Source organism: Streptomyces sp. NPDC015032 (assembly GCF_043080425.1).
In the GTDB taxonomy this organism is placed as follows: Bacteria; Actinomycetota; Actinomycetes; order Streptomycetales; family Streptomycetaceae; genus Streptomyces.
The window spans coordinates 25,027-49,727 of record NZ_JBIBVN010000036.1 but is presented as its reverse complement, the minus strand read 5'-3'; the positions used below and the strand labels follow the sequence as shown (position 1 = coordinate 49,727).

Genomic DNA, 24,701 nt, shown 5'->3' with positions numbered 1-24,701 from the left:
GTCTCTCTCGTCGTTCAGGTGTGGTTGTGGGGTCTACTCAACAAGCGCTTCATGATTCCGACCGGCCACCCATTTGGGTGGCGTGTAGTCAGTTCTTGGTTTGGGGCTTGAGATCCACCGTGCGTATCGCGTGCTTCGCGGCGTCTTTGTTCTTGAGATGGGCCCACCAGCCATGGCCGCCCATGCGGTTGTCGGTCACCCAGAAGGTGACCCCGCTGTCCTTGACCTTCTCGACCGTGCCGACGAGGGTGACCGGCTCGGTTATGGGGCGACCGTCGGCGTCCCAGTACCACTCAAAGAGCCTTCGCTGCCCGACGGCAAGGTCCTGGTAGGGCGACTCGATCACAGTCGTGTAGTGAAAGATCGTGGTGGGAAGCAGGAACTCGGTGATTTCACCGGTGTCGTACCGGCGCAGAGACGCGGTCTGCTTCTCGGGGTCAAGGCCGACCACCTGACCGCCGAACTTCTTCGCCGAGCTTCCATGCGGGTAGGCGACCAGGTGGAGACCCATGTACTGGATCAGCTTCTCCACCGCGTCGGGGCGTTCGATCCAGACGTCGTAGCGCAGGGTGGCGGTCACGTGAGTACTTCCTTCAGCTTGGTCTCCAGCTCGTGGATGGCCTCACCGAGGCCGTGGAGGAGAACGCGGGGTGCGGGCATTGCGCACTCGGTGCAGTCGGTGACCACACCGCCCATGCCCGTTCCCTCACCGAGGAGGGAGAAAGACAGGGACTGGTCAGTGTTGAGGGCGAAGAAGGCCGGAATCCGAACCTCGTAGTACCCAGGACATCCCTCCTCGCGGGCGCAGGACATCTTCTCCGCTATCTGCATTTACTGTTACTCCATTCGCGTTATCAGCTAGAAATGAAAATGGGCCCTGATCGGGGCCGCGTATCTCTGCCGTGTTGTCCCTGAAGTTTCTATCGGCTGACCTACTCGTTCAGCTGGTCCAGTGGTATCGAAAAGCGTCGGAGGCGGGAATACTTCAAGGTTTGAGTACGATCTCAAGTGCAGCAGGTCCGCCGCAGACCGAGGTATGCGGCGGACCTGCTGCACGCACACGCTGAGCCGGGAATCGTAGGCGCGGATGGTGTGCCTTCTCCAGCCCGGCGGCGGGAGGAACCGATCGGTGAAGAGCGGGTGCAGGCCCGAGCCGTCTCCTACTCCGAAATGTGGATCCGGGCGGCTTCGGGCAGGCCGCAGTACATGCAGCGGTCCCAAGAGTCGGGCCACAGGTACGAGTCGAAGCTGTGCGGGATCTGCTGCCACAGCGTCAGCGGCTGGCCCGGCTGGGGCATGTGGTCTTCGTTCGGCATGCCGAGGAACTCGGTTGGCAGAACGACGACGTCCTTCGCCGTGGCCCACTGATTGCCGCCGCCTTCGAAGAGCACGAGGCGTTTGTTCGGGTCGAAGGGGTAGTGCGAGTGGTCCCGGTCGACGATTCCGCGGCGGCCGTTGAGCGTGACAACGCTCTCGAAGTGCATGTGCCGCTGCGACGGGTCCGGGTGGGTCATGCACCGTCCACAGCACGTCTCAGCATCTTCGGTGCACCTGCCACAGAGAGCGTGGACCGGGCAGCCGTTGGCGACTTGTACTGCATCCATGCCGGTCACCACTTGTTGGTGTCGAAGTAGTGGAGCGTGCCGCCGGGCTGGTCGGGAGCGCATGCAATGTTCTCCCGAATGGCGTACTCGTTGGCGAAGTCTTCGAGGCTGGGGATGGCCTGGAGCGGAAATCCCGGCCAATTCTCCTCGATGTAGTCGGTGGCGACCTTGTCCAGGTCATCCTCGGACTCGCCCCGGTAGGAATTGAGCACCTTCTCCAGGAACTCCTGGTTGAAGACATCGGCCTGGTGGCCAGCCACGGTAATGGCCGCATACAGCTGGCCCTCGTCCTGGCCGACCAGGTCCTCGGTGTACAGCTCGGCGACCACGCGCGCCAGCTCCCCGCCCTGTTCCGACGCGTCGATCTCGTTCCATTCGGCGCCTTCAGCGGCCTCGAGTGCTTCGCGCCACTGCTGCGTGCCGTAGGTGTACGGGTTGATCACCTCACCGATGTCCTTCCTGCTCCACCAGGACGGCCAGGATGCCGGCGGCATAATTCTCGCGGACGTTCTCCACGGTGATCCGTCGGTCGGGGTAGCCGTCGGCCGGGTGCGGGATGTTCTCGAAAATCGAGATGTAGCCGATCCGGGGGCCCTTCTGCACGACGAACCGGCGCCCTGTGAACTTCTCCTGGTAGACGCAGTGCGAGGGGTGGGGCCGGCAGTTGCAGACGTTGGTCACCGCGTCAATCTCGATGCGGTTCGCGTCCTGGAGCACGCCGCTCGTGTTGGCGATCACCCTCTTCAGGTCGCCGATGTTGTCCATGGAGGTGTTGGGCTCGTTGGCATGTGCCTCCAGGGTGCAGACGCTCTCACGCCACAGCGGCTCCTCGCCCTCGGTCGGCCTGCGGTAGGGCATCTCGCGCCAGCGGACCTTGACGGATCGGACCATCGTCACTGCTCCTCGTTGTCGAAGTGTGTCGCTCATTGGGACTCGATGCCGTTGTCCCGGCGGACGTGCAGGGGCCAGCGGCATGAGGAGGCCGCTCGTTGATAGCCGCAGCGCGCGTGTCCGCACTCAGTGCCAGCGTCTGGTCCCCGGGGAGGCCCGACTGCCACGTGTGCCGCTTGCACAGACGCACTATCACCAGCCGAAGTCTGGATCTTCGAGCGCTACCGGGTGCCCGGCTCGGGCGCTGCAGTCACGGTGGTGGCAGTCTCCTCGAACTGCGTCTCACCGCCGCCAACGGCACTCGCGGCCAGCTCGATGGCCTACCGCGCGGCCTCCTCAGTCTCGGCCCGGACGGTGACGGTGGCGTTCACCCACTGATCCTTGGGCCGATACCACTGTGCGGAGAGGTCCGAGCGGGCGGGCGGCTTGAACCAGAACAGCGCGGAGGCCACGTCCTCCTTGGACTGGAAGCCGGGCATGGCGATCTCCGACTGGTCGGCGCTCTTGCTCCAGTCGGCGAGCCAGCCGCCGCCGGCCGTCTCGGAGACGAAGCCCAGGTGCCGGTCGCTGCCCCAGTGAGCGGCGCGGCCGTGCACGACGAAGCGGTTCCGGCCCTCCTCGGGCCGGGTGTAGATGAAGTGGGGCTGGACGGTGCCACCGATGGGCGGGAGTGTGCTGTGCATGATGATCTACTTCGGTCTGCCGGTCAGAACCGGTTGGTCGTAGCGGTAGAGGAAAAGGCCCGCCATGGTGCGGTTCGCGAAGCCGGGGATGTGGCGTTCATGTCCGGGCCGGGGGTCCGGGTAGGTGGCGACCCACTTCGAGGTGCCTCGGTGATTCCACACGAACCTGTAGGAGACTTCCGGGTTCTTCAAGTCGCGCACGCCATAGCCGCGCCTGTCGTACGCGGAGCAACGGACAAACTTGATGGGCAGCTCGAACACACTCACTCCCCGCTCGGGTAGAGGAGCGTGGAGAACTGCACCGACGCCAGCGGGCCCCACTTGTCGATCACGACGGCCAGGAGGTCGTCGAACTCGATGTCGGCGGGAACGTCGAGGGTGCCCCGGTCGAAGCCGTTGGCCTCGTACAGGGCAACGGTGGTGGCGCCCTTGTGCCAGATCGCGAAATCAGGGCTGCCGTACTTGTTCTGGCGGTCCAGTCCGGTAAAGCGGAATGCGAGCTGCTGGAAGTCGTCCCAGTGCTCCAGGTCGATGAGCATCGGAATCCAGCACTCGTGCTCTCGGAAGTCGGCAAGTCGGGCGATCCGCTTGCAGTCCACGCACCGGAACAGGAACGTGCCGTGCGGGTTGTTGTTGTACCCGCGCCCTGTGTTGGAGAGCCGGTGCCCGGACTCGTGCACGTACCGGGAGCGAATCGGGATGTCGGCCTCGACATCGACCTTGACGAGCTGCCGGTAGAGGGCGAGAAGCTTGGCCAGGCCGTCGCGGCTGAACAGGTGCTCGGCGTAGGGCCAGTACGCATCGCGGTCCTCGGGCGCCTTCTTGATCTGCTGGTCGGCGTCGTCGAAGACCGTGGTCCACAGCTTCCACACCAGCAGCGGCTCGCCGGTCAGCGGGTAGTGCGGGTGGTCGTCCGGGCGAAGGACGCCGGCCGCGAGGTCGTCGGTGACGAAGAGGTTCAGCTTCGCCCCGCGTTTCCCGCCGTCGGCGTACGCCTGGACCTCGAACTTCTGCCAGACGGTGGGGTCGTCGGCCTTGCGCTCGGACCCGGCGTGCTGCCAGGTGAATTCGAGCTGGTGAGTGCGTCGGATTTCGTCGATGAGGTCGTTCACGGGGTAATAACCCTCGCTTTCCGTGTCGTGCACTTTCGCGCAGAGTTCGCAGATGGACCCGCCGGGCACCTGGTACTTCCGCGTGTTGAGAACGGGGCCGTGACCGCTGCCGAACGAGCTGGGTCACTCGTGTTGGCACAGCCGAAATGACCCTGCACCTCGGGCTCGGGCCCGCCGTCCGGCCACGCGAGCCGACGTAGACCCTGCGGGTCATGCCCCGGGCTCGCAGCGAGGTGCGCCGATCAGGTCGGCGTCGTGTCCTCGGAATCCGCAGCGTCGGCACGACCACGCGCATGCCTTCTGTGTGTCGTCGTCGAACCAGGGGACGATCTCCCTGGTGTTGACCAGCCTGTGGTCACGGAAGATGCGCAGGCCGTCCTCGTCGCGCTTCTCGTAGGCGTCCACCCTCGGCATGCGGACGCTCAAGTCGCCCGCCCTCCAGAACTCGAAGTCGGCCAGCCATGCCTCGTAGGTGCCGGGGTCGCGCTGGCGCAGTTCGGCCGAGTACCGCTCGAAGTCGGGGCGGAGCTTCTCGGCCTCGGCCTCGGTGGTCGGCCGCAGGTACTCGCCCATCGACCCCTTGCCCTGGGGCCCGTAGTCCTTGATCGGGGCGCCAGGGGTGGACTGGTAGGCCGTCACCTGGAGGTTGAGCATCAGGGTCTGCAACGTGGGCGCATCAGCCCACCGCCTCCCAGCTCTCGAAGACCGGAGCGGACAGGACACCGATCCTCTGGAGGTGCTTGCCGAGCGAGGAGGCGTGCTCCGCCAGGCGGTCGCCGGCCACCTCGGCATCGACTTCGCCGCCGTCCCACTCGGCGCAGTCCTGCTTGATCTTCTTGACCAGATCGGTGGCGTACTCGCGGCTGGCCGGTACGACGGTCGCTGAGCCCTCCTTGTCGACCACCAGGCCGAACGACTCGGCGCTCCGCCAGGCAAAGTACCGGCGGGCATCCGTCCCGTCCTCCCGGTACACGCCCACCGACTTGCCGTAGACGCCGATCACGTGCGGATACGCCGCGTCCTTGTCGAACGCGAGGAACAGGACATCGCCGTCCGGCATCAGGAATGTCTCCTGGATGCGGTAGGCACCGTAGAAGCGCAGCAACTCGATTTCTCCAGTGGAAGTGTTGCGGTACTCGTTCGCGTGGCACGTGCGGCCCGCGACGTCGCACAGCTCGTAGCTCATGCCGTCTTCTCCTTACTGACCGACTGATCGGTCTGATGGGTTGCTGCTGAGTCCGTGCTGACACACGTCAGCTCGTTCACCCGCAGTCTCTTCGGGTTGCACTGGCCACCCGGCGGACTGTCCGTGCGGCGGCAGATCGCGTAGCCGGTGCGGTAGCCGAACTCGCCGTACTCCCGGTCGACGTCCTCCAGCTCGATGACGCGGTACGTACGCCCGCGCCAGTGCACGAGACCGCCCGCCTCGACCCCGAACTCCGCCGCCCACATGTCGGTCGCATCGCGCCGGAGCAGCGGGTCCAGGATCTGCTCGGGGTGGTGGTAGAAGCCGACGGACTCGCGCTCGGTGACGCGGTTGAACAGCATGTCCCCCACAACCAGCGGACTGTCGGCGTCGGCTCGCACCATCAGGTGAACCTCCACCATCAGCGTCCGTCCGGCCCGGATTTCTGCTGCGACCGCGTCGTCCAGGTCGTCGATGTTCATGCGCGAGTCGGTGTACGCGCCGCTGGGCTTGCCCTGCCGGACGATGCGCAGGCTCACCTCCGGCCGTCGAGGGCGCTGTTGCCTGCTCATGCGGCCACCGCCGTGCGCTGGTCACGCCACTCGGTGTACGCGGCGGCTGCGGCGGCCGGGACGAGCCAGGGGAAGGCGTCGGCCCACGACCGGTACTCGTCGGCCGGCGTCTCCTCCCAGGAACGGCCGGGCTCGGTCGTCGGACCGGCGATCAGTTCCGGATTCGCGCGCAGCTCCGAGATCGTCTGCCTGGAGTTGCGCTGGAAGTGCAGCGCCTCGTCCGCGAACCGGGCCCGGTAGTCGGGCGTGTTGCAGTCGTTGCAGAACCGCTTCTTACGCCCGGATATCTTGTGGATCACCATGACCTTGGCGGGCGGCGCGTAGGGGCCGTGCGCTCCCATGCAGGAGTAGACCCCGTAGTTGTGCTGGGGTCCGCCCTCGTGGACCTCGGACCACTCGGTGATGATCTCGAAGTCGGTGATCTCCTCGACCAGGTCGGTCAGCGGCACGACGTGGCTGTGGGTGTACTCGGGGTGGACGAAGGCCGCGTGCGGCCGGGCCACGTTGCGCCGGTAGTAGTTCCCGTCGGGCTTCCGGAAGTTCTCGATCGGGCCGTAGTGGTGCTCGGTGAATCCGTCCTCGGCCACCGTGATGCGCACCCAGTCCCCGACCATGAACCGCCGGTGGTGCTTCTCGACGGCGGTCTTCCAGGTCTCCTCCGAACCGTTGCCGTTGATCCAGGCGTCCCGCACGATCCCGTCGATGTCGTACCGCTCCGGGGCGCGGTTCTCCCACCCCAGGTGCTCCCGGGCCTGGTCGCGCAGTTCGCGCATGCTTGCGGCCATTTTTCCTCCCTGCTTTTCGCAGTTGAATTCCTGAGTGCCCGGCGCGGGAATCGGACCCGCCGAATGCCTGATCGGGGAGGATGGCATTCGCTGCTCGTCGACCGGGCCTGGTCCTGGGTTGCGCTACGGCGCCAGGACCAGGGGGAGCTTGCGCTGGCCTTTGACCGGGACCTGGTGCCGGTGCGGAGTGAGTGCCGGAATTTCGATCCCGCACGTGTCGCAGGTGAACATGTGCTCCTCCCACGGCATTTCGCAGTAGAAGCACACGTCCCCATCCGCCTGTGGCGTGGGGAACATGACGACCTGCTGCGGATTCCCCCGGAACTCCACGGTCGCGAAATCGTGCGGGAACATCGTGGCGGCCTGCCGCGCGTTCTCCTCCTTGATGAACGCCGGGTGGGAGAGCCCCCACCGGCGCAGTTCGCCAGCGACCCTCTTGGCCAGGGCGTGCGGCAGCTCGTAGGAGTCACGCACGTACCGGGTCAGAGCCGCCTCGCTCGGCGACTTCTCACCGAGGACCAGCCACTTCCCGCATCCGTCCCCGGTGCACCGCTCGTCCGAGATGGCATGGCGCGTACCGGTCTTGTCGCTGGGCACTTCGGTCAGCTCGGTCTCGCACTGCTGCTCGGTGACGGGCTTCGGGAAGTCGCCGGAGTCGTAGGAGTACTCGTCGTCGAAGTCGATGCCGAGGTTTTGCGCCGCGCGACGGATCGCGCCCTCGTGCGGCTTGCCCTTCTGCACCTTGATGCCGTTCGCGCGCATTGCTTTGAGCGTGCAGCTCGGACACAGGTTTTCTGTCTGGTAGGTGTATCCGACCACTCCACTCATCATCAGGATCCCTTGCGCTTGGCCGGGTAGCGCCCGGCGAACAGGTCGAAATGGGTCGGCAGGTCTATCCACGTGTCGCGGTATGCGCGGGAGGCGTTCTCGCGGACCTCGGTGTCAAGCGGCACGACGACGGAGCGCGACCACCAGGTGGGCAGGCAGCAGCTGTTCTCCACGAACCGAACCTCGGCGCTCGCAATGCCCCGGCCGCGCATCCTGCGGGCCTCGTCGCGCATCTCTTCGAACCGCGGCGACTGGACGCCATAGAGCTGCTTGCCGTCCACGTAGACGTAGAAGCAGCCGGACGTATGCGTCACGGTACGGCCCACACCGATCTCGTGGACGTCGTACGAGTAGGAGCCGGTGTCGTCGCTGTAGAAGCTCATCCAGCTCAGCGGGTTCGGCATGGAATACTCGCGACCCGACTCCGTCGACAGGAGCTGTCCGAACCCATTCTCCAGAATGCGGACCGGGATAAGCTTTCCGTCCAGGCCCATATGCATCATGCATTCCGACGCACCGAGCTTGACGACGACAGTGTCACCGGGCTGCACATAGTGTTTCTCGGGTCGCACGTAGTTGTTCATATGGCCTCCCAGAAGACTGAAATGCGGCTGTCAGTCGGTAGCTCAGGGGCGCTTGGTGTGCGGGCTCCGTCGAGGTTCAGCACGAATGCCCCACGGAACGTGCGATTTCGGCATTCCTTGACCAGCGCACGGAACTTGGGTTCACTGCTTCGGATGTACGCCTGCATACGGTGCATGCAGTACTCGGCAGCCTCGAATTCCGCGCCGTGACGGCGCGGCTTGAGTTCTACGTACCGGTCTGCGATGTTGGACCAAGTGGCCCGGTGCCTCCTGGCTGGCAATTCATAGAACTGGATCATGAAAAGCCAGAGCAGGCCGACCGGATCACGCCCAGTCACCCGGCGACAGCTCCGTACCCACCGGGACTGAGTACGACGACCAACGCACCACCGTGTCCTGGTCGCCGACGATGTTGTAGAGGACCTGCTTGTCGCGCTCGCCGTTCGGGTACTCGTGGTATTCCTCGGCGTACTCACGAGCCAGCTCGATGGTCGGGAACGGAATCTCGACCGGTCGCCCGTGCTCGTAGTACGTATTCAGAGACCCGCCGATCGGCATGATGCGGTATCGCCGGCCCACCGGCGGCATCTCACCCTCGTAGATCCAGCCGTCCGTCGAGCCCCAGCCGCGTGCCTTGCCGGAGTACTCGGCCTCGGCCGCCTCGCGCGTCTCGTACATGGTGAGCGTGGCCTTGCGCCGCTCACGCTTGGGGTGGTTACAGGAGTCCGACCAGCTGGGAGTGCGCACGTGGTACGGCTTCGGCTTCGGCACGTAGCCCGGCTCGGTCTTCTCGCAGCACGGCTTCAGAATGCAGACGGTGAACAATTCCCCTCCTGTTTTCAGAACTTGAGCGGGCCGTAGGGGGTTTCCGGGTCACAGTTCGGGGCGAACCTCGATATCTGGTGGCCGTTCACAGCGCGGTTGGCTTCGTACACGACAGTGAGCAGCGTTTTGACAGCAGTTCGGGAGGCGCTGCGGAGGGTCGGCCCGCGTCGAATGTTCACGGCTTTGAGCAGCAGCTCGGGGGCGTAGGTGAGGTCGGCTGTCTGCCGCTTCCAGAGGGCCAGGGCAAAATCGCTGGCTACGGGGCCAGGTGGTCCGTCGTGGCGGCACCGTTGCCGGGTGCCAGACCCGTGATCCGTGTTGTTGCTCAAAGCCGTGAACATCGGTATCGCCGCCGCGCCGGTGCCTCCCGCAACGGTGAACAACTGCTCACGCGAGTCGTGAACAAAGCCACGCGGTCGAGCCGTCGTCGTGCTGGACGTCGTTCCAGCCGTCACAGAGCTCTCCACCGGGGAACTGGCCGGCCTACTCGGCCTCCAACCGCTGCCACGCCGGCTCGAAGGCGTCCCGTGTTCCGGGCAGCGAGTCGCCGGCCCTGCTGACCCAGTGATTCGCCCACATGTCCTCGCGCGTCTGGTCGCCGCCGAACCACACAGTCACGCGCCACTCCCAGTGCCACAGCGGCGGGAGGACGTAGTGCGCCTGCATCGGGTGCAACGTCCACTCGATCTTCGTCACCAGACCGGCCCCGAGGCTGTAGCCATCCAGCATCGCGGTAACGCGTTCGCCGAGCTTGACCGGCTGCCGCGCCGGTGCGGGCGGGTCGTACCTCCCGCGCTCCAGCCAGTCGAGTTCGTGCACCTGGCCGCCGGTCATGGCCTGCACGTAGACCTCGCGCACCACGCGCGGGCCGCTGAAAGCGCCGGGCCGAACGGTGCGGGCCACGATCCGCAGCGGGTTGTCGTCCAAATCGGGGACCTCGTACGTCCACAGCTCGTCGGCCATGCTGTTCACGACGAGTCCCCGGATGCGGATGTTGGCCTCGGCACCGGTCATGTTCTCGACCGAAAGCCCATCCTTCTCGGGCGGTATCTCGAACCGCGTCACCTCGTGATCCATGTGCTCCTCCCTGCTCACATACGGGGTCACTTCTTCCGCCACTCCTGGCGGAGCTTGTGCCGCACCGTGGATCCCTCCCAATCGCCGATGACCCGTGAGTGTCCCCCGTCGGCCTCCGCCACGTCGTACCCAGCTGCCCGCAACGCACTCGCCACCTTGGCTCTCGTCGTACGCACTTCCTTGGCGACAACGTCGGCCATCTTCATTTGGGCGCGGGTGCCCGGATCAGTCGCGTTGATGGTGGCGCGCTGTTCGGCGGTGATGAGCACGTCGGCGATGGTGATATGCAACATTCCGGCTGTGTCGTCGGCAGTGGCGATGGTCACTCGCGGTACGCGGCCGGAATGACGCGCAGCGCGGTGTGCAAGGTAGCTCTCCTTGTGCGGATTTGGCTCTCTTCTCAGGAGAGCTCAACGAGAACCAGACCGGACGCAAGGCGTTTCAGAAGGTCCGCCATGCGCTCGAACCGCAGGACCAGACCAGTACAGAACTGGCTGACGTGGGCACGGACGTCGCAGCGTGGAAGGGGGACGGTCCTGCGTCGTTCAGCCGTCCAGAAGCACGCATGCGGGGCACTCGGGTGCTCCGGATGGCGCGGGCTGCTGCACGGTGTAGCCGCACAGGCAACCGCGGCACGTGCCGTCGCTCACGTGCATGTAGGCGTCTTCCCGCCCACGGATCTGGTTGCGTGCATCGGTGGTTTCAGGGGGCTCGACGAAGCTGACGCTGGTAATGCCCATCGGGGCGAGGCTCCCCGCGATGGAACTCTTGAGGGCAGCTGTATCCGGATCGCCGTCATCGACACCCAGCCCGGTGAATCTGACGTTCTGATCTGCCGGGTTCGTCTTGGGGCTCTTGCGGGGCCTACCAGCGGTGAAGTCCTGCATTGTGCTGTCACTCCTGTGTCGTGTGCTGGCCCGTCCAGCATCGTGGTGCTCGTGGTGGGTACAGGAATGCAGAAGCCCTGGGGAACACGGGGTTCCTCGGGACTCGTATACGTCCCAGCCTGGTTCCTGCCGAGCGGGGTCCACAACCTCTCGAATGCCGAGTCACTGCGTCTTTCAGTTGCCGGCCAAAAGACGTGCCAACGCGGCCTCTCGCTGTGTGACGAATCCCGGCGCTTTGGACTCACGTCCGTATGGAACAGCCTCGGCCGTCTGCCGGAGGAAGCTCTCGACCGGTCGACGCTGAGCCGTCAGGGCCGCGCTTCCGTCGTCGACCTTGAGACGGATGGAGATGGCAGCCGACTCCGGATCAGGACTGATCTGTACGTCGCCCTCGCCCGTCAGGCGGACGAGGCCGTCACGGAGCAGGTCTCGCCCTATGTACCAGACGACTGGATCGTCTCCTGTGCTAAAACGGAAAGTCACACGCACGGCGTATGGATCCTGCTGTGAGTAGTGAAGGGACGCCGTGCCGAGAATGTAGTCGTACGACTGTGGCAGGTGAAGCTTCATCTCGCAGGACGCCCTGACAGGCTCCTGTACCTCAGGGTCCATGGAATTGATCTCCTTAAGTGGTGGCTGTCGAACGCATTGAGTACCCGGATCACCGTCGCCGGGATAGCCGCGGCGGTCGTGATTCTCGGATCGCTGGTGACGTTTTGACCTCATGGATGCTGGAGTGCAGTGACCAGCACAGGGCGGCACTGACGAGCCCGATGCCGAAGAACACAGCAGACGCTGTGAGCTCGCCGCCGTGGTCAAGGGCCCAGGCAGTCATCACTGGCGCGATCATGATCGCCATGGCCAGGTTGGTGCCCCACAGTCCGGCGTACAGCCCGCGGGACTGGGGCGGCGCGATGCGAGTCACCAGGTCGCCGGCGGCGATGAAGAGCAGGATTTCTCCGGGAACCGCGAGCGCGGCGGCAAGGCTGTAGGTGAGCGTCGAGTCGGACAGTCCGGCAGCACCCATCGCAACGCCGAGAATGAGTCCGCTGGCCGCAAGCAGGCCGGTCATGGGGCTCTTTGCGCTGGCCCGGTGGCTGAGCCACGGGGTCAGGAGAGGTGATAGAAGTACGACCGCGGTTCCGTTGGCGACTTGGGTCGTGCCGTAGGCGGCCGCGTCCAGCCCGTCGGCGGTCATCAGGATCGGCAGCGCAGTGAAGACGCCGCCGGCGCATATCAGGGCGCAGAGGCTGGCCAGGGACAGGAGCCAGAGCCGTCCGTCTCGAAGCGCTTCGCTGACTTCGCTGTATCCCGTTCGTTCCGCTTGGGGATGGGCGTGGATGTCTCGACCGGGCAAGAAGCGCAGCGCCACAATGCCGAAGGCTGCGCAGGCCACTGCGTTGGTCCAGAACAAGGCACCTGTTCCAATGCGGACGGCAAGATACCCGCCCAGTGCCCCCGTGAGGGCAGCCCCGGAGTTAATCGCGAAGTGGCGCCACCCGTTGACGCGTGCCTGCTCGGCCTCCGTGGGCATGGCGTCCGCGATGACTGCCGAGACGACGGGGCGCGCGGCGTCGTAGATCACGCCGGTGAGGTACGCCGCTACGAAGATGCCAGCAGTGGTTCGGAGTTCCGCGAGGGCCGGCAGGATAGCGGCTGCGGCAGCCATGGCTATGCCGAGTGTGGCCCGCTGGCCGATGCGGTCCGAGAGCCAACCGCACGCAATCTGCCCGATCAAATAGCCGGCACCAAACGCGGCGACGATCCAGCCCGTGGTGCTGGTGGAGAAGCCCAGGCCGTCGAGGTGATACGGCAGGAAGGGGTAAGCGAAGCCGAGCCCTCGGACGGCGAAGCAGCCGATGAGCACGGCCCAGATCGCGGGCGGCCAGCAGCCGGGAGAGGCCGGTATGGAGGGGTCTTCCGTCGGCGCGACTTCGGTACAAGGCACAGGGGCTCCAGGGCGGCGAGTTTCCTTGGGTCGGGCGTGTATCTGGGCGGTCACGTCGGTGCGGATGTCTGGAGCGAGTCGGTGAAGAGGGCCACTCGGTCGACGGCTGCGGCGGGGCCGGTTTGGGCGGGGCGGACCAGCAGAGTCCGGGCGATGCGGGGAAGCCGACCACTGCGTCGTCCACGGATGGTCCACCAGTTCCGCCAGCCCTGAGTGGGCACGCCGGCCTGCGACCAAGGGGTGTACGCACTCGGTGGTGGAAGGCGCGATGTGCGTTCCGTTCCCTGGGGGCATCGGTCCCCGACCGCGCTCAGGAGGCGATCGGGGACAACGCCACCGAGTTCAGTTGGGTGGTGTCCGGTCGCGGGGTTAGGACACGGCGGCGGTGCCGGCCAGGTTCCAGCTCTTGCCGTTCTTGCCGTCATCGGCGACGTCGTAGTAGGCGGTGGCGTCCGCAGTCCAGTTCTTCCGCTTGGTCGTCACGTAGACCTCGCCGTAGCCGCCGGCTCCGGTGGGATAGGTCTTCGAACCCTTCTCGGAGCCGTTGATCTGCGAGCTGATCTCACGCTGTTCACAGATGCCGTAGCTGCAGTTCTTCTTCGTGGTCGCACCGCTCTGCGCGTACATGAGGACCGAGAAGCCGTTGAACCGCTTGCCGCCCGTGAAGAATGAAGTGCCGTCCCAAGACGCCTTGTTCAGCCAGGCCTTGTAGTGGCGGTACCCGCCGCTGGACCCCTGGTACTTCACGCAGATGTTCAGGCTGACCTTCACGTCGGGCTTCCCCGGCAGAGCAATGCTCTTGCTGCTGGTCTTGCAGTGTGTGGTCGTCGCAGCCTGGGCTGTCCCGGTCAGCGCGATAGTTCCGCCGAGAGCGACGGATGCGGCGAGGACGGAGGCTGTGGTGCGCTTGAGGTTGGACATGAGGTTCCTTTGCTCAGATGGAAGAAGGTCACTGGCCCTGGTGGGCCCGGCCCGCTGCGCACTGTTCGGGCCGAGGTACGGCGTCCGGTCCCGGCTCATCCCGACCACTGGCTGGCCCAGTCCGTGTCCGTCGGTCCTCGGTCTTCGCGACAGGCCCGGGATGTTGGCGAACTCAGACGTTCTGCGGTGCTCGTCCTTTCGGGTCGAGGCCGGTCGGTCCTGAACGGAGGTAGCGGCAGTTGCGAAGGGCATGTCGGGACGCAATGAGCGGTCCGGGGGTACATGCGGCGACGGCGCTAGAAGGCACTGCGGAGTAGCAGCTCTGAGACGACTGGGCGTCCACCGGCGTTGAGCACGAGTGGGCGCCAAGCGGCGGCATGGAGGCGGCAGCCTGAATAGCGCTAGAAACGCTTGCCAGTTGCTTTGTCGCATGGCCGTGCAGGTCTTGCTGGAGGCGCACACGCAGAAGCCCCGAAGGACATCGGTGTCTCCCGGGGCTTCTGCATCACATGTTTCAGCGGCCCACCCGGGGCGGCTCTGCCGCCCTGGAGCGAATGGTGAGGTCTAGCGGTGCGGTTGCCGCGTTCCACGTCGCTCTCGGTGTCGTGCGTTCTGAATCACCGCACTCCAGCCGACGACTTCATCAGGAATCCTCGTCAAGCAGTTCGGCCAGCAGCTGCACCAGGGAGCGGTCGTGGGAGGGGTGCCGGGCCGGCTTGTACGCCTTGTAGTCCTCCTCGCAGAGGAACGTCGTGGTACCGGCTGCTTTGTCGGTGTCCCAGTGGTACGTGGTGCCCGTACCACAGATCCGACAGAATTGGCCGAGCTGCTCGCCGGTGAAGACCTGCGACTTGAAGGTGCCGCAGCGAGAGCAGAGCCCAGCGCCGTTGCGGTAGCCGCGAGTCTCCCAGTCGTGGGAACCGCTGCCGTCGGCGCAGTCCAAGGCAAGCCGGTACTGGGCCCAGGCGCTGTCCTCGCACCCCTGCGGAGTGGTGCCCTCGCCGCGGATGAACGTGGCGCCGGGCGGGTAGACCTCCATGAACAGCGTGGTGTAGGAGGCCGGCTCCCCCGGCTTGGGGTCGCGGCGGAAGACCACGCCTTCGCCGGCGCTGACGACTGTCTCGTCGGGCCAGGGGTGCCGGGCACTATGGGTGCCGTGGCTGCGGAAGCTGATTCGATTGCCGATGTCGTGACCGGTCGTGATCTCGTGCACGGTCAGATCTCCTCCAAGCTCGGCGACGGTGCCCATGACGAGAGTCGCGTTCTCGGTTCCCAGGTCGTGGACTCCCTGGGGTTCAACGCCATGTGCCGGCGCAGGCTCTGCCCCGCACCGGCGAGGGCATCGGTGATCCACTCGGGGAACGTCACGTAGACGAAGTCGAGGGACGTGACCTTGTCGAACAGGACCATCACGGCCTCATGGCGCGGGATACCCCGGCTCATCAGGTAGAACAGTGCGTCCTCGTCGAGGACCGGCTGTCCGCCCAGGGAGTGGAGCATCGCGTCGGGGTCGGATGCGAGCGCCATGGGCCGGGCGGCGACGACGTACTCGTGCGGCCACAGGTGCAGGTCTCCCCCGGGAGTGGCGATGATCGCCTGCTTCGGGTGAATCTCCACGCCCTTCAAGACAATGGCACCGGTGTTCAGCTGGTGTGGGCGGGCCCGCCACATGCTCAGCGGCGGCACCCGGAAGCGGTAACGCAGTTCGGTAAAGGGTTCCTCGACCACGATGATCCAGGCCCCGTCCTCCGGGACGGCTTTGCCATCCTGTTCGGGGAAGTACATCGAGGGCTCAGCCGCGGTCGAAGCCGCGAGGAAATAATCCTCGTCGGCGGCTTCGGCGCGGCGCTCGGCGTCCCGCGCCTGCCACTCCCGGGTGACCTGGGTGCGGCGGGAGTCGGCGCACTTCTTCGGTGCCCGCGTGCCCATGGATGCCTCCGTCTTCGGTGGTGGTGATTCGAGTGATGGCTCAGCCGTGCTCCAGAATCTGCGCGGTTCGTTCGCTGACGATCCGCATGAGCTCCTCGTCAGGCTCGAAGACCGGTGGGAGGTCCGAGACCCGGGTCGTGAGCGCCGGGGTCTCCTCGGGTCGCACGAGCTCTCGGCCCGCCTCGCACCAGCACCCGCCGCACGAATGCGGCCAGGGCGGGTGGTGGCAGATGTACGAGCACTACCGGGATAGAGCGTTAGGCAATCGAGCCTCCTTGGTGTCTGGTTGGCGGCCGATGTGTGTCCTGACCGGTGCACCGACAGGTCTCATCGGTGTCTTGCTCGGTGCGTCGGTCATCAATGTCGCCCTGGCGTCCGCCCGATGACAGCAGAATGTCTCGTCAGGGACATCCCCGAGTCACCGTGATGTCCCTGACGAGACATCGGCGTAAAAGCAGGGAACGGGCCGTGTGCTGAACACCCAGCCCGTTCTGCCATCGACCCAGCACCCGGGTCGGCTATGCCGACCCAGAGACCATCTACCGGTCGTCGATGTCGGCTGCTCGGCAGCACTCGGTGCCGGTGAAGGGCGGTAACGATGGCAAGGTCGCCGGTCAGGCGGTCGATGACGGGGGCTCGGCGGTCACTCGGTGTCTCCGGAGTTGGTGCGGGCGTCGAGGACTGCGTGGACGCGGGCGACGGCGTCACGGCGGCCTGCCATTGCGTAGGGGTTCAGGCCGGTGGTCTCGCTGTTGAGGGCGGCGAGTTCGGTGCGCACGGCGTTGAGGGCGGCCTCGGCCCGCTTGGCGCGCTGCTTCTCCTCCCGCCACTGGCGGTTGCGGAGGCGGATCTGCGCCCATAGGTTCTGAATCTGGGTGGGGTCGGCGCCGCTCGCGCGGAGGCCACTGCGGAGAATGCGGAGTTCGGTCTCGGCCATCTTGGCCCGGCTGCACTGTTTCTTGGCGCTCCGCTCTGCTTTCTCGGAGCGCTTGCCGATGAGCCTGGTGAGGTGCGCTGCTGCGGTGACCGCCCCTTCAGTATCCTGCTCGGCCTCTTCGACGCGCCTCCGCAGTTGCTCCACCTCGGCAGCGGGGTGGACGTCGGGCTCGGCGGCGGGCGGCGTGAGGTCGTCGCGGAGTGCCTGGGCCCGCTCTGGTTCCAGCTCCAGCCAGTACGGCCGACCGCCGGGACCGGAGAGGCAGACGATGGTGGTGTTGTCGTCGCTGTGGAGGACGTCACCGTGACCCCAGCGGAGCGGGACCGGGTCGTCGGCGGTGGTCGGGTCCGGCGCGCAGGTGGCCTGACCAGTGGCGTGACGGAGGCCTCGGTCGTGGCGCCCCTCAGCGACGGCGGGGCTGAGCGTCTCCTCGGCGGTGCGCAGGATGACCAGGAAGGCGTGGGTAGCGGCGAGGGATTCAGGGTCAGCCTTGAGGCCGTCAATGAGGTCGGATATCTCGTTGTCGTGGATCTCGACGTGGATGCGGCGCTGGCCGTCGATGCGGTCCATGGTGCGTCTCCGGGGTGTGGGGGGGCCGCAAGGGGAACGGGGCGGCCCACGAGGGACGAAAGTCAGGTGTTGTCGGCCATCTGCCGCAGGTCTGCGGCCACGACGATGAAGACATCCGCGTCCGGCAGCTCACCGTCAGGCGCTTGACCGCCCTGTTCAACCCAGGCATCGGTGAGGGCACCGATGGGTCCGGCGAGGTTGGCGAGGGTGTAGCTGAGATCCAGCAACACCTCGCGGAGGGAGCTGGTGTCGCGCAAGTTGTCGATTTCGGCGAGCGCCTGGGAGGTGATCCGGAGCGTGTGGGTCTCGTTGGCACCGAGGTGGTTCAGGTCTGTCATGGTGTTCAGCTCCTGGCGTTGGGCCCGCCCCGGGTTGAGCAGGGGGCTGGTCCAGCCGCTGCTGGCGAGTGCCGCCCGCGGTCGCGGATCGAGGCGTCGGGCAGTGATCGTCCTCATGAGGACGTCTTCTTCTTGATCACGCGTGCTTGGTGAGCGATCGCCGCAGCGACGGCCCGGCTGCCGGATCACAACCGGACCGTCCGTCGTCGAGTGGGTGTGGGTTAGACCCTCTCGGCAGCCCAGAGTTCGTTGAGGTCCTCGCGAATCTCTTCCTCCAGGGCGGCGAGAAGCGCCTGCTCGGCGTTGCAGTCCCCGGAGACTGCCTCGATAAGGTCGTCCTGGACCTGCTGCTTGCCCGCGAGCACCGAGGGCATTCGCTCGTCCTGCGTGCCCTTGGCGATGAGCCGGTGGATGGTCACAGGCTTCGTCTGGCCCGTGCGGAAGAGCCGGCCGTTGGTCTGCAGGTAGTGCTCGAGTGAGAACGGCAGCGTGTACCAGATCATCGTCGAGCCACCGTGCTGCAGGTTCAGGCCATGCCCTGCGGCAGCAGGGTGGAGCAACATCACCGGGATCTGCTTGTCATTCCACCGGCGAACCATGTCGCGCGAGCCGTCGAAGGCCAGCGCGTTGACGCCGGCCTTGCGGAGCCGCGTGAGCAGCTGCTCCTTGTCCGACTTGAAGTGATAGGCGATGAGCAGGGGCTCGCCGCCGTTGTTCCGCACCAGGTACTCGGTCATCTCGATCTTCTTGTCGTGGATGACCTCGTACCGACCCTTCGTGGTTGGGTCGTCAGGATCCGCGGTGTAGAGCGTGCCCGAGGCGAACTGCATCAGCTTGCTCGTCAGCACCGCCTGGTTCGCGGCAACGATCGATTCGACGCTCTGCGTCAGCTTCCCGTCGTCGTCGGTGTAGGTCTGCACGATATCCAGGACCAGGTCGCGCTTGAAGTCCTTGTATGCCTGGAGCAGGTCCGGTGGGAGCGTGACATTGACGTCCTGGATGCTGAGCGCCGGGAGCTGCAGGCTCGTGTTCTGCGCGCTCATCACCAGGTGCGAGATGGCCTGATGGATCTCGGACTCGGCGTTTGCCGTGGGGATCCACTTCGCCGGCGTCGTGGTGCCAGGCACCATTTTCGGCGTGAACCAGCGGTTTCGGTACGCGGTAATGTTCCGACCCAGCGTCTGGCCCTGGTCGAGCAGGTAGACCTGGCTCCACAAGTCGTGGAGGCCGTTAGGGCTTGGCGTTCCCGTCAGCTCGATGAGTCGGTTCATGGCCGGCCTCACCGTTGCCAGAGCCAGGAAGCGCTGCGAGTCGTGCGACTTGAAACCCTGGGACTCGTCGATGATGACAGTCTGGAAGGGCCAGATGATGGTGTTCTGGCCGTTGATGTTCTGGACCGGCAGCTGATCTACCAGACCGAAGCGGCACTGAGCGCAGCCTGCGCCGGAACAGGTTCGGCAGTCATAGGCTTCCCACGTCACCAGGGCCGACTTGAGCAACTCCTGAATCCAGGTGCGGATCTTGGCCTTGGCGGGGACCCGGTTGTTGGCGTTGCTGGCGACCAGAGCACGGTACTCGTCGATCACCTCGTCTCGGCCCAGCGGCCCCCGTGCCTGGAGCAGACCCAGAATCGCTGTCGCCTCCGGTGAGACGGTCGGGGCAGGCACTGCACCCGGCACTGGCGTGATCAGCTTCGTCTCCTGGGACGGCTGAGTCAGCAGCTCCTGGTTGATGAAGTACATCGTCGGCGGATCCGTGGCGACCTCCTGGAAGCGCCTCAGGCGCCTGGCCTTGGAGAGCTTCCTGTCGTTCTCGTCGACGATGAGCGACCTTGTCCGGATGGGGAAGCCCCACTTCTCGATCTCGTCGATCCAGGTGGAGCGGGCGATCGCCACGGGTGCTATGACGAGGATGTGACCCATTGGGCGGATCGTCTGCAGGACACTGAGGGTCGTGAGCGTCTTGCCGGCTCCGACGCCGAGCCACGCGCCAGCGAAGGGATGGTCAACGAGGAAGTCGTGGATCTGCTGCTGATGCGGCATCAGCGAGATCGGGGACGGAGCAGTAGCCGTAGTCATGTCGCTGGTCATCCCTTCTCCTCGGGTGAGTGTTCATTCGCTTTCTGCGGAGCCTCAGGAGCGATGTCGGAGTTCGTTCTGGTTACGGGAACCGACGCGGCACGATCGAGGTGGACTCGCTGACGCGAGCCCAGAGCAGCCGCAGCGCTGAAGGGTCGCTGGCAGACCTCGTATCTGAACTCCCGTGCCTGGGGCGTGTGATCGGCTTCGGCCTCGGCTTCAGTCGCGCGTATGACCTCGAATTGCGGCTGAGCGGACTCGTCGATGGTCACCTTCAGCGGCGTATCCGCGGGAATGCCGTAACGTTCCAGCGCCGCGTCCACGCCTCGCCGGAACGACTCCGGGTTCAACCGAATGTTCGCCGGGACGGGCACGCCCCGGTATTGCGGCTGCGGAACATCCCGGCTGCCGAACCCAGAACCCCACTCCCCGGCCAGAGGGCGCTCGCCGTATGGGTACGCCATCGGCAGCGGGCCGTCGTTGTGCGTGCCCCACATCTTGGCTGTGTGCATGGTCGGGATGAGGGTCCCGGTCAGGCCCCGGCAGCGGTTGCAGGGGTAGTTGACGTACCGGACGTCCGTGTTCGCCCGCTGTCCGTCGCAGGCGGAGCATTTCCACGTACCGCACCGACGGCACGCGTAGCGAGGCTCGCTCACGACGCACCTATGTATCCGTGGGGCATGGTGCTGCTCTCTGTTGGTTGGATGAGGTCCTGAGGAGGTGCGCGATGAAGACATCGATGCTCGGCTTGTCGTCGACGACGTGAACCTCGGCCCCGTGGCGGCGCAGCTTGGCGTGCGTGAGCTGTTGCAGCTTCCGCAACTGGCCACCGGGGCGCTTGACCTCGACGAACACGGTGCCGCGGGGGGCGACGACGATCCGGTCGGGCACTCCCCCGCGGGCCGGCGAGACGAATTTCAGGCACAGGAAGCCGTGGGCCCGGCACTGGCTGAGGAGGTAGTCCTCAATGGTGCTCTCGCGCGTGCGAGCCATCAGGGCTGTACCGTCTCGTCCGAAGAGATCGTCTGCACGCCGTACTTCAGCTCACCTGGCTCGACGAGGCGGAAACCCGTGGAGTGCCTGTGCATTCGGGAGACGCTAAGGGTGGAGTGCTTCGTGCCGTAGTGATCCCGGACTCGGGCCTCCCCGTCCGCAATGGACTCGATGACGACCCGGCGCTTGCTCTGCCGCGTGTCGAGGTCCTCCCAGATCTGGCCCCGGCGGACCAGGATGCCCTCGCGGGTCGTGTTCTTCTCCTGCTGGCCCTGGGCGTCGTCGTTCTGTGTGGAGGTGTCGGTCGCGGCACTCACAACTGGTCGCCCCCTTCAACGGTGCGGACGGGAGGTGTGGTCTGGAACATGACGTCTCTCGATTCTCTTGCCATGGCGAGCCAGACTCGCCTTCATCTGAAATTCGAATCGGGCACCGAGCAGCGTCGTGTCGGCACGGCCCGGCACCCTGCGGTCCGATGGTGATGCAGGCGCTCATCAGGCGCCGTTTCTCCAGTTCTTGGTGAACGTCTCGTCGAGCATCCGGGTGTAGATGTCGAGATCGAGCGCCCCGATGAGCTGCTCGGTTCGGGCGACCGGCAGCGCGCGGAGGTCATCGTTGACGACGACCACCGACCAGTACGGATCGATGCCGTTGATCCGGCGGATCACGGCGTCCTGATCATCGGGCAGCAGCCTGAGGCCGTCGGAGGTGCTGGCCTCACTGCGGTTCTTCGCCCACCCGTGGTGGCGCAGGATCTCCAGCGCGACTGGATCACGTCGCACCCCGGCGCTGCCGGACGCGCGCCGCTTACTCTGGCTGGCCGGGTTCACCTTCCATGCGCCGGCGTTGTGCAGGCTCACGGCACCATCGGTGCCGTCGCGGACGATGAAGACCCGGTTGACCATCTGTAAGGCCCGCGGGTTCACCAACTGCCCATCGGCGTCCTCGTTGTCGTCACGGTCGGGCCCGGCGCAGACCGGGTCGGCGGCGAACGGGTAGGTGATTGACCCACGCGAGGCGGCGAGGACGTTCTGGAACAGCAGCAGCGTCCGCACGGGATCGGTCGGGTCGATCACCTCCTCGATCACCTTCCGGCCCAGCACGGGATCGAACGGCTCGGCGAGAGCCTCCTCTCCCCTGTCGGCGACGGTCTGCAGGTAGCGGGCCAGAGCGAAGTCGATCACGGCCGGGTGGGCCAGCGACTTCGTCGGGGTAGGACCTGCGTGGCAGGCCAGCGTCCCGCCGGAGGCGGTGATGATCGGGCTGTCGGCGACTCTCCGGTCCTCACTGGGCGACTCCAGCTCGAGCCGGTTATTCGAGTCCTTGCTGATGAGGAACATCAACTCCGGCTCGATGTCGATACCGATGGCGGCCTGCTGCTCGGCGAGCACCCTGTTGTTGGTGGTCTCGTCGAAGCCGTTCTCGCCGCCGACGACGGAGTAGAGGCCGTCGGTGTTCGTCGAGATGATCCGCGCGCCGGCCAGCGTCTGGGCCTGCCCGATCCGCCAGCTGAACAGCTGGCCGATGATCCGCATCGAGACGGTGCGGTTGTTCATCCTGATCGGGGTCCGGTGCGCGGCGTCAGCGGCTCCAGAGGCTGAGTTGAGGATCAGCTTCGTGCCATTGCGCAAGGTCGCGAGCCGGGCCTTTTCCTCGGCGGAGATCCCCGGCTTCTTCATCTCGAAGCCCAGGCGTTCCTTCTCGAAGAAGATCGTCGTGTAGCGGTCCTCGCCCAGCTCGGGATTGTAGAACGCCCTCATGTTGCGCAGCAGGTTCGGGTAGTAGCTCGTGAAGTCCTCGTGGATGACGAGGCCTGCCGAGGTCCGTGCGAATTTCGGGTGCAGCTTGGTGGACTTGTCGGCCTTCGCGGTGAACAGCTCGGGTGCCCTCTTCGACGGCTCCTCGCGGTACGCGGCCTTCGCCGCCGAGGTGACGGCCAGGACGACCTTGCCGTCGAGCACCGTCCCGTCGTCCAGGCGGACCTGAAGAGCTTCGGCCTCCGGGCGCTGCGTGGCCAGCAACTCCGCCGGGTCCGGGACCTGGGTCTGTGCGCGAGCGAGCTGCTCGGCCTGGGCTGGATCTACCTTCTTGGCCTTGCGGTACTTCACCTTCTCCGGGTCCGAGCCCAGCAGCACGAGCCGCTTGTCGACGGAGGTCCCGTCGGGCAGCGGGAGCAGGCTGTGCTGGCGCTTGGCCTCGGCGACGAAGTCCTTCGCGTCCGGGTAGAAGAGCTTGGCGATGCCGATCATGGCTGCCTGTTCTCGGTGCTCGAAGAAGTCGGCGTCGAAGACTGACATGTTCGCTTCCGCGCCGTGGATGCCGCCTGTGCTGAACGTGGCGAAGCACGACGACGGGGATGCGTCCGGGTGGAAGTAGGGCACGTTGTTCGGCGTCTTCGGCAGCTCGCGCAGGTTCTGGGCCGGGAGGCTGAACAGCTTGCGGTACTCCTCGGAGTCGTTGAAGTTCTGCCCCTCGATCGAGCGGTAGTAGTTGACGACCTGTATGAACTGGCGGTGTGCCTTCGCTTGTGCCGGCGTCGCGGCTGGGTCCCTGGCAGGGTCGGGCGCCACGTTCTCCTCGAAGAAGCGCACGCACTCGTCGAGCACGTTGACCTGGGGGATGCCCTGCTCCTTGGCCACCTCCTTGGCCGGATAAAGGAACGACACGGCCTCGATGTCGTTCAGCGAGGTGTACGGCGCGAGGATGCGGCCGACGAACTTCGCCGAGGACGAGTCGATGGTCAGGCGGTCCCGGCGCACCGAGCCGTTCTTGGCGTAGACGGTCTCCGAGTACTGCGCCAGCAGGCCGGCCTTGAGATCGAAGTTGCTGGCGTAGGCCGGGTGCTGGAAGAGTTGGGCCAGGCCCAGGCAGTCGGAGACGTTGTAGGCCAGCAGCTCGTAGAGATCCTCGATCGCGGCGATCGAGGTGTCGTGGCTGAGCTTTTCGGACTCCTTGATCTGACGGCCGAGCATCCCGAGCAGGCGCTTGAGGCTTACCTTGGTCTGCAGCTCGTTGAGGCGGGCGACGTCCAGGTGCCGGCCCGAGTGCATCATGGCGCGGCGGATCTTGGCGGCCGGGCCGTCCCAGCCGAGGTAGCCGGGCATGTAGTCGATGTGCTCGTTGAACAGCTTGTCGTTGTGCTCGCGCATCTCGCGCGCGGTGGTCGGCTGGACAAGACGGCCGGAGTGCGGAGCCGGGAAGGTCTCCATCAGGTACAGCGCGAGCATGGTCATGTCGTAGTTCAGCGAGTTGTACCCGGCCAGGAACGGGTGTTTCAGCGGGTCGTACTCGGGATCCGTGTCGCAGACCGGGCGCAGGCTTGCCGGATAGGACGAGACCTCGCTGCGGTCGTTGACCTGGTCCGCGTTCGAGAGGCCCATCAGCTCGGCTAGGCGGAGGTTTCCTTGCTCTCCGCGCAGGTTCCACAGCTGGACGCTCACTGCGGGCAGGCCCGGGTTGGAGCGCACCACGGCTCCATAGAGCGCCTGCGGGTCCACGGCGTCGGAGAGCTGCTGGTCGTCGGCGAGGAAGAAGATCTCCAGGTCGTCGACGGCTGTGTTGGGCTGCGGGGTATAGGCGCACAGGGTGAAGACGTCCGACAACGACTCGATGTCGTAGAAGGTGAATCGCGCCTTCGAGGCCGTGACGGGTGCTCGCTGCGTGGTCATATGGGGATCTCTTTCGTCGGTCCGACCATCACGGCCGGTGTCTGGGGAGGCGGCGCGCGCGGCCTCAGAGGGGGTCGAGGGGAGAGCGCTGGCGCGGGGCGTCCATGCGCCGGGACGCCTCGCCCATGAGTCGGGCCTTCTCCTCGGGGTCCGTCGTGATCTGCGAGCGGACGATGAGGTTGGTGATCCGCTGCTCGCGCGCGACGTCGGACATCGCCGTGATCAGGCGGCCCTGGCCGCGGGCGAGCTCTATCAGGGCCTGGGTGAGCTCGCCAGCAGTTCTAG

Annotated in this window: 34 protein-coding genes; all 34 read right to left on the bottom strand. The window is 65.8% G+C overall.

The features are described 5' to 3' along the window. Positions 1 to 88: 88 nt before the first annotated feature. Positions 89 to 580 carry a hypothetical protein gene (locus ACF08M_RS33330; protein WP_392189001.1) on the bottom strand — a complete coding sequence of 164 codons (492 nt, stop codon included), beginning with the start codon at positions 578 to 580 and terminating at the stop codon, positions 89 to 91. Next, a complete protein-coding gene (locus ACF08M_RS33325; RefSeq protein WP_392189000.1) occupies positions 577 to 831 on the bottom strand; it encodes a hypothetical protein in 255 nt (84 codons plus the stop codon). Before ACF08M_RS33325 ends, ACF08M_RS33330 begins: the two co-directional genes overlap by 4 nt. Before the next feature lie 329 nt (positions 832 to 1,160). Continuing rightward, positions 1,161 to 1,514 carry a hypothetical protein gene (locus tag ACF08M_RS33320; RefSeq protein ID WP_392188999.1) on the bottom strand — a complete coding sequence of 118 codons (354 nt, stop codon included), beginning with the start codon at positions 1,512 to 1,514 and terminating at the stop codon, positions 1,161 to 1,163. A 95-nt stretch (positions 1,515 to 1,609) separates the two neighbouring features. Next, positions 1,610 to 2,047, bottom strand: a complete 438-nt coding sequence (locus ACF08M_RS33315; RefSeq protein ID WP_392188998.1) for a hypothetical protein — start codon at positions 2,045 to 2,047, stop codon at positions 1,610 to 1,612. 1 nt (position 2,048) lies between these two features. Next, positions 2,049 to 2,495, bottom strand: a complete 447-nt coding sequence (locus ACF08M_RS33310) for a hypothetical protein (RefSeq protein WP_392188997.1) — start codon at positions 2,493 to 2,495, stop codon at positions 2,049 to 2,051. A gap of 320 nt (positions 2,496 to 2,815) precedes the next feature. Then, on the bottom strand, positions 2,816 to 3,178 hold the full coding sequence (locus tag ACF08M_RS33305) for a hypothetical protein (protein ID WP_392188996.1): 363 nt from the start codon (positions 3,176 to 3,178) through the stop codon (positions 2,816 to 2,818). A 6-nt stretch (positions 3,179 to 3,184) separates the two neighbouring features. Further along, positions 3,185 to 3,439 carry a hypothetical protein gene (locus tag ACF08M_RS33300; RefSeq protein ID WP_392188995.1) on the bottom strand — a complete coding sequence of 85 codons (255 nt, stop codon included), beginning with the start codon at positions 3,437 to 3,439 and terminating at the stop codon, positions 3,185 to 3,187. A gap of 2 nt (positions 3,440 to 3,441) precedes the next feature. Continuing rightward, complete coding sequence (locus tag ACF08M_RS33295) at positions 3,442 to 4,323, bottom strand: hypothetical protein (RefSeq protein WP_392188994.1); 882 nt, start codon at positions 4,321 to 4,323, stop codon at positions 3,442 to 3,444. Positions 4,324 to 4,500: 177 nt separating this feature from the next. Continuing rightward, positions 4,501 to 4,956: a hypothetical protein gene (locus tag ACF08M_RS33290; protein ID WP_392188993.1), complete on the bottom strand. Its 456-nt coding sequence runs from the start codon at positions 4,954 to 4,956 to the stop codon at positions 4,501 to 4,503. Positions 4,957 to 4,966: 10 nt separating this feature from the next. Next, positions 4,967 to 5,476 carry a hypothetical protein gene (locus ACF08M_RS33285; protein ID WP_392188992.1) on the bottom strand — a complete coding sequence of 170 codons (510 nt, stop codon included), beginning with the start codon at positions 5,474 to 5,476 and terminating at the stop codon, positions 4,967 to 4,969. Beyond that, on the bottom strand, positions 5,473 to 6,048 hold the full coding sequence (locus ACF08M_RS33280) for a hypothetical protein (RefSeq protein WP_392188991.1): 576 nt from the start codon (positions 6,046 to 6,048) through the stop codon (positions 5,473 to 5,475). The genes ACF08M_RS33285 and ACF08M_RS33280 overlap by 4 nt, the downstream gene beginning before the upstream one ends. Beyond that, a complete protein-coding gene (locus tag ACF08M_RS33275; protein ID WP_392188990.1) occupies positions 6,045 to 6,833 on the bottom strand; it encodes a hypothetical protein in 789 nt (262 codons plus the stop codon). The genes ACF08M_RS33280 and ACF08M_RS33275 overlap by 4 nt, the downstream gene beginning before the upstream one ends. Positions 6,834 to 6,956: 123 nt before the next feature. Continuing rightward, entirely contained in the window at positions 6,957 to 7,595 is a 639-nt protein-coding gene (locus tag ACF08M_RS33270; RefSeq protein ID WP_392188989.1) for a hypothetical protein, read from the bottom strand. 68 nt (positions 7,596 to 7,663) lie between these two features. Beyond that, entirely contained in the window at positions 7,664 to 8,233 is a 570-nt protein-coding gene (locus ACF08M_RS33265; protein WP_392188988.1) for a hypothetical protein, read from the bottom strand. An 8-nt stretch (positions 8,234 to 8,241) separates the two neighbouring features. After that, positions 8,242 to 8,583: a hypothetical protein gene (locus tag ACF08M_RS33260; protein WP_392188987.1), complete on the bottom strand. Its 342-nt coding sequence runs from the start codon at positions 8,581 to 8,583 to the stop codon at positions 8,242 to 8,244. After that, positions 8,570 to 9,070 (bottom strand): hypothetical protein, encoded by a 501-nt coding sequence (locus ACF08M_RS33255; protein ID WP_392188986.1) that lies wholly within the window; start codon positions 9,068 to 9,070, stop codon positions 8,570 to 8,572. Before ACF08M_RS33255 ends, ACF08M_RS33260 begins: the two co-directional genes overlap by 14 nt. Before the next feature lie 14 nt (positions 9,071 to 9,084). After that, complete coding sequence (locus ACF08M_RS33250) at positions 9,085 to 9,525, bottom strand: hypothetical protein (RefSeq protein ID WP_392188985.1); 441 nt, start codon at positions 9,523 to 9,525, stop codon at positions 9,085 to 9,087. A gap of 28 nt (positions 9,526 to 9,553) precedes the next feature. After that, positions 9,554 to 10,147: a hypothetical protein gene (locus ACF08M_RS33245; RefSeq protein ID WP_392188984.1), complete on the bottom strand. Its 594-nt coding sequence runs from the start codon at positions 10,145 to 10,147 to the stop codon at positions 9,554 to 9,556. A gap of 26 nt (positions 10,148 to 10,173) precedes the next feature. Further along, entirely contained in the window at positions 10,174 to 10,440 is a 267-nt protein-coding gene (locus tag ACF08M_RS33240; RefSeq protein ID WP_392188983.1) for a hypothetical protein, read from the bottom strand. A gap of 252 nt (positions 10,441 to 10,692) precedes the next feature. Next, a complete protein-coding gene (locus ACF08M_RS33235) occupies positions 10,693 to 11,034 on the bottom strand; it encodes a hypothetical protein (protein ID WP_392188982.1) in 342 nt (113 codons plus the stop codon). A 174-nt stretch (positions 11,035 to 11,208) separates the two neighbouring features. Next, complete coding sequence (locus ACF08M_RS33230; RefSeq protein ID WP_392188981.1) at positions 11,209 to 11,646, bottom strand: SsgA family sporulation/cell division regulator; 438 nt, start codon at positions 11,644 to 11,646, stop codon at positions 11,209 to 11,211. 49 nt (positions 11,647 to 11,695) lie between these two features. Continuing rightward, the gene (locus tag ACF08M_RS33225; protein WP_392188980.1) at positions 11,696 to 12,982 is read right to left on the bottom strand and encodes an MFS transporter; all 1,287 of its coding nucleotides are present in this window, start codon (positions 12,980 to 12,982) and stop codon (positions 11,696 to 11,698) included. 369 nt (positions 12,983 to 13,351) lie between these two features. Then, complete coding sequence (locus ACF08M_RS33220; RefSeq protein ID WP_392188979.1) at positions 13,352 to 13,903, bottom strand: hypothetical protein; 552 nt, start codon at positions 13,901 to 13,903, stop codon at positions 13,352 to 13,354. A 643-nt stretch (positions 13,904 to 14,546) separates the two neighbouring features. After that, on the bottom strand, positions 14,547 to 15,116 hold the full coding sequence (locus ACF08M_RS33215) for a hypothetical protein (protein ID WP_392188978.1): 570 nt from the start codon (positions 15,114 to 15,116) through the stop codon (positions 14,547 to 14,549). A gap of 2 nt (positions 15,117 to 15,118) precedes the next feature. Next, positions 15,119 to 15,832: a hypothetical protein gene (locus tag ACF08M_RS33210; protein ID WP_392188977.1), complete on the bottom strand. Its 714-nt coding sequence runs from the start codon at positions 15,830 to 15,832 to the stop codon at positions 15,119 to 15,121. 40 nt (positions 15,833 to 15,872) lie between these two features. Next, positions 15,873 to 15,998, bottom strand: a complete 126-nt coding sequence (locus ACF08M_RS33205; protein ID WP_392188976.1) for a hypothetical protein — start codon at positions 15,996 to 15,998, stop codon at positions 15,873 to 15,875. A gap of 477 nt (positions 15,999 to 16,475) precedes the next feature. After that, positions 16,476 to 17,339, bottom strand: a complete 864-nt coding sequence (locus ACF08M_RS33200) for a hypothetical protein (RefSeq protein ID WP_392188975.1) — start codon at positions 17,337 to 17,339, stop codon at positions 16,476 to 16,478. A gap of 62 nt (positions 17,340 to 17,401) precedes the next feature. Beyond that, positions 17,402 to 17,794 carry a hypothetical protein gene (locus ACF08M_RS33195; RefSeq protein WP_392188974.1) on the bottom strand — a complete coding sequence of 131 codons (393 nt, stop codon included), beginning with the start codon at positions 17,792 to 17,794 and terminating at the stop codon, positions 17,402 to 17,404. 104 nt (positions 17,795 to 17,898) lie between these two features. Next, on the bottom strand, positions 17,899 to 19,767 hold the full coding sequence (locus tag ACF08M_RS33190) for an SNF2-related protein (RefSeq protein ID WP_392188973.1): 1,869 nt from the start codon (positions 19,765 to 19,767) through the stop codon (positions 17,899 to 17,901). Further along, a complete protein-coding gene (locus ACF08M_RS33185; RefSeq protein ID WP_392188972.1) occupies positions 19,764 to 20,267 on the bottom strand; it encodes a hypothetical protein in 504 nt (167 codons plus the stop codon). Before ACF08M_RS33185 ends, ACF08M_RS33190 begins: the two co-directional genes overlap by 4 nt. A 151-nt stretch (positions 20,268 to 20,418) precedes the next feature. Continuing rightward, positions 20,419 to 20,748 carry a VRR-NUC domain-containing protein gene (locus tag ACF08M_RS33180; RefSeq protein WP_392188971.1) on the bottom strand — a complete coding sequence of 110 codons (330 nt, stop codon included), beginning with the start codon at positions 20,746 to 20,748 and terminating at the stop codon, positions 20,419 to 20,421. Then, complete coding sequence (locus tag ACF08M_RS33175; protein WP_392188970.1) at positions 20,748 to 21,065, bottom strand: hypothetical protein; 318 nt, start codon at positions 21,063 to 21,065, stop codon at positions 20,748 to 20,750. Before ACF08M_RS33175 ends, ACF08M_RS33180 begins: the two co-directional genes overlap by 1 nt. Positions 21,066 to 21,242: 177 nt before the next feature. Continuing rightward, positions 21,243 to 24,416 (bottom strand): hypothetical protein, encoded by a 3,174-nt coding sequence (locus tag ACF08M_RS33170; protein WP_392188969.1) that lies wholly within the window; start codon positions 24,414 to 24,416, stop codon positions 21,243 to 21,245. A gap of 64 nt (positions 24,417 to 24,480) precedes the next feature. After that, positions 24,481 to 24,630 (bottom strand): hypothetical protein, encoded by a 150-nt coding sequence (locus ACF08M_RS33165; RefSeq protein ID WP_392188968.1) that lies wholly within the window; start codon positions 24,628 to 24,630, stop codon positions 24,481 to 24,483. Positions 24,631 to 24,701: the final 71 nt, after the last annotated feature.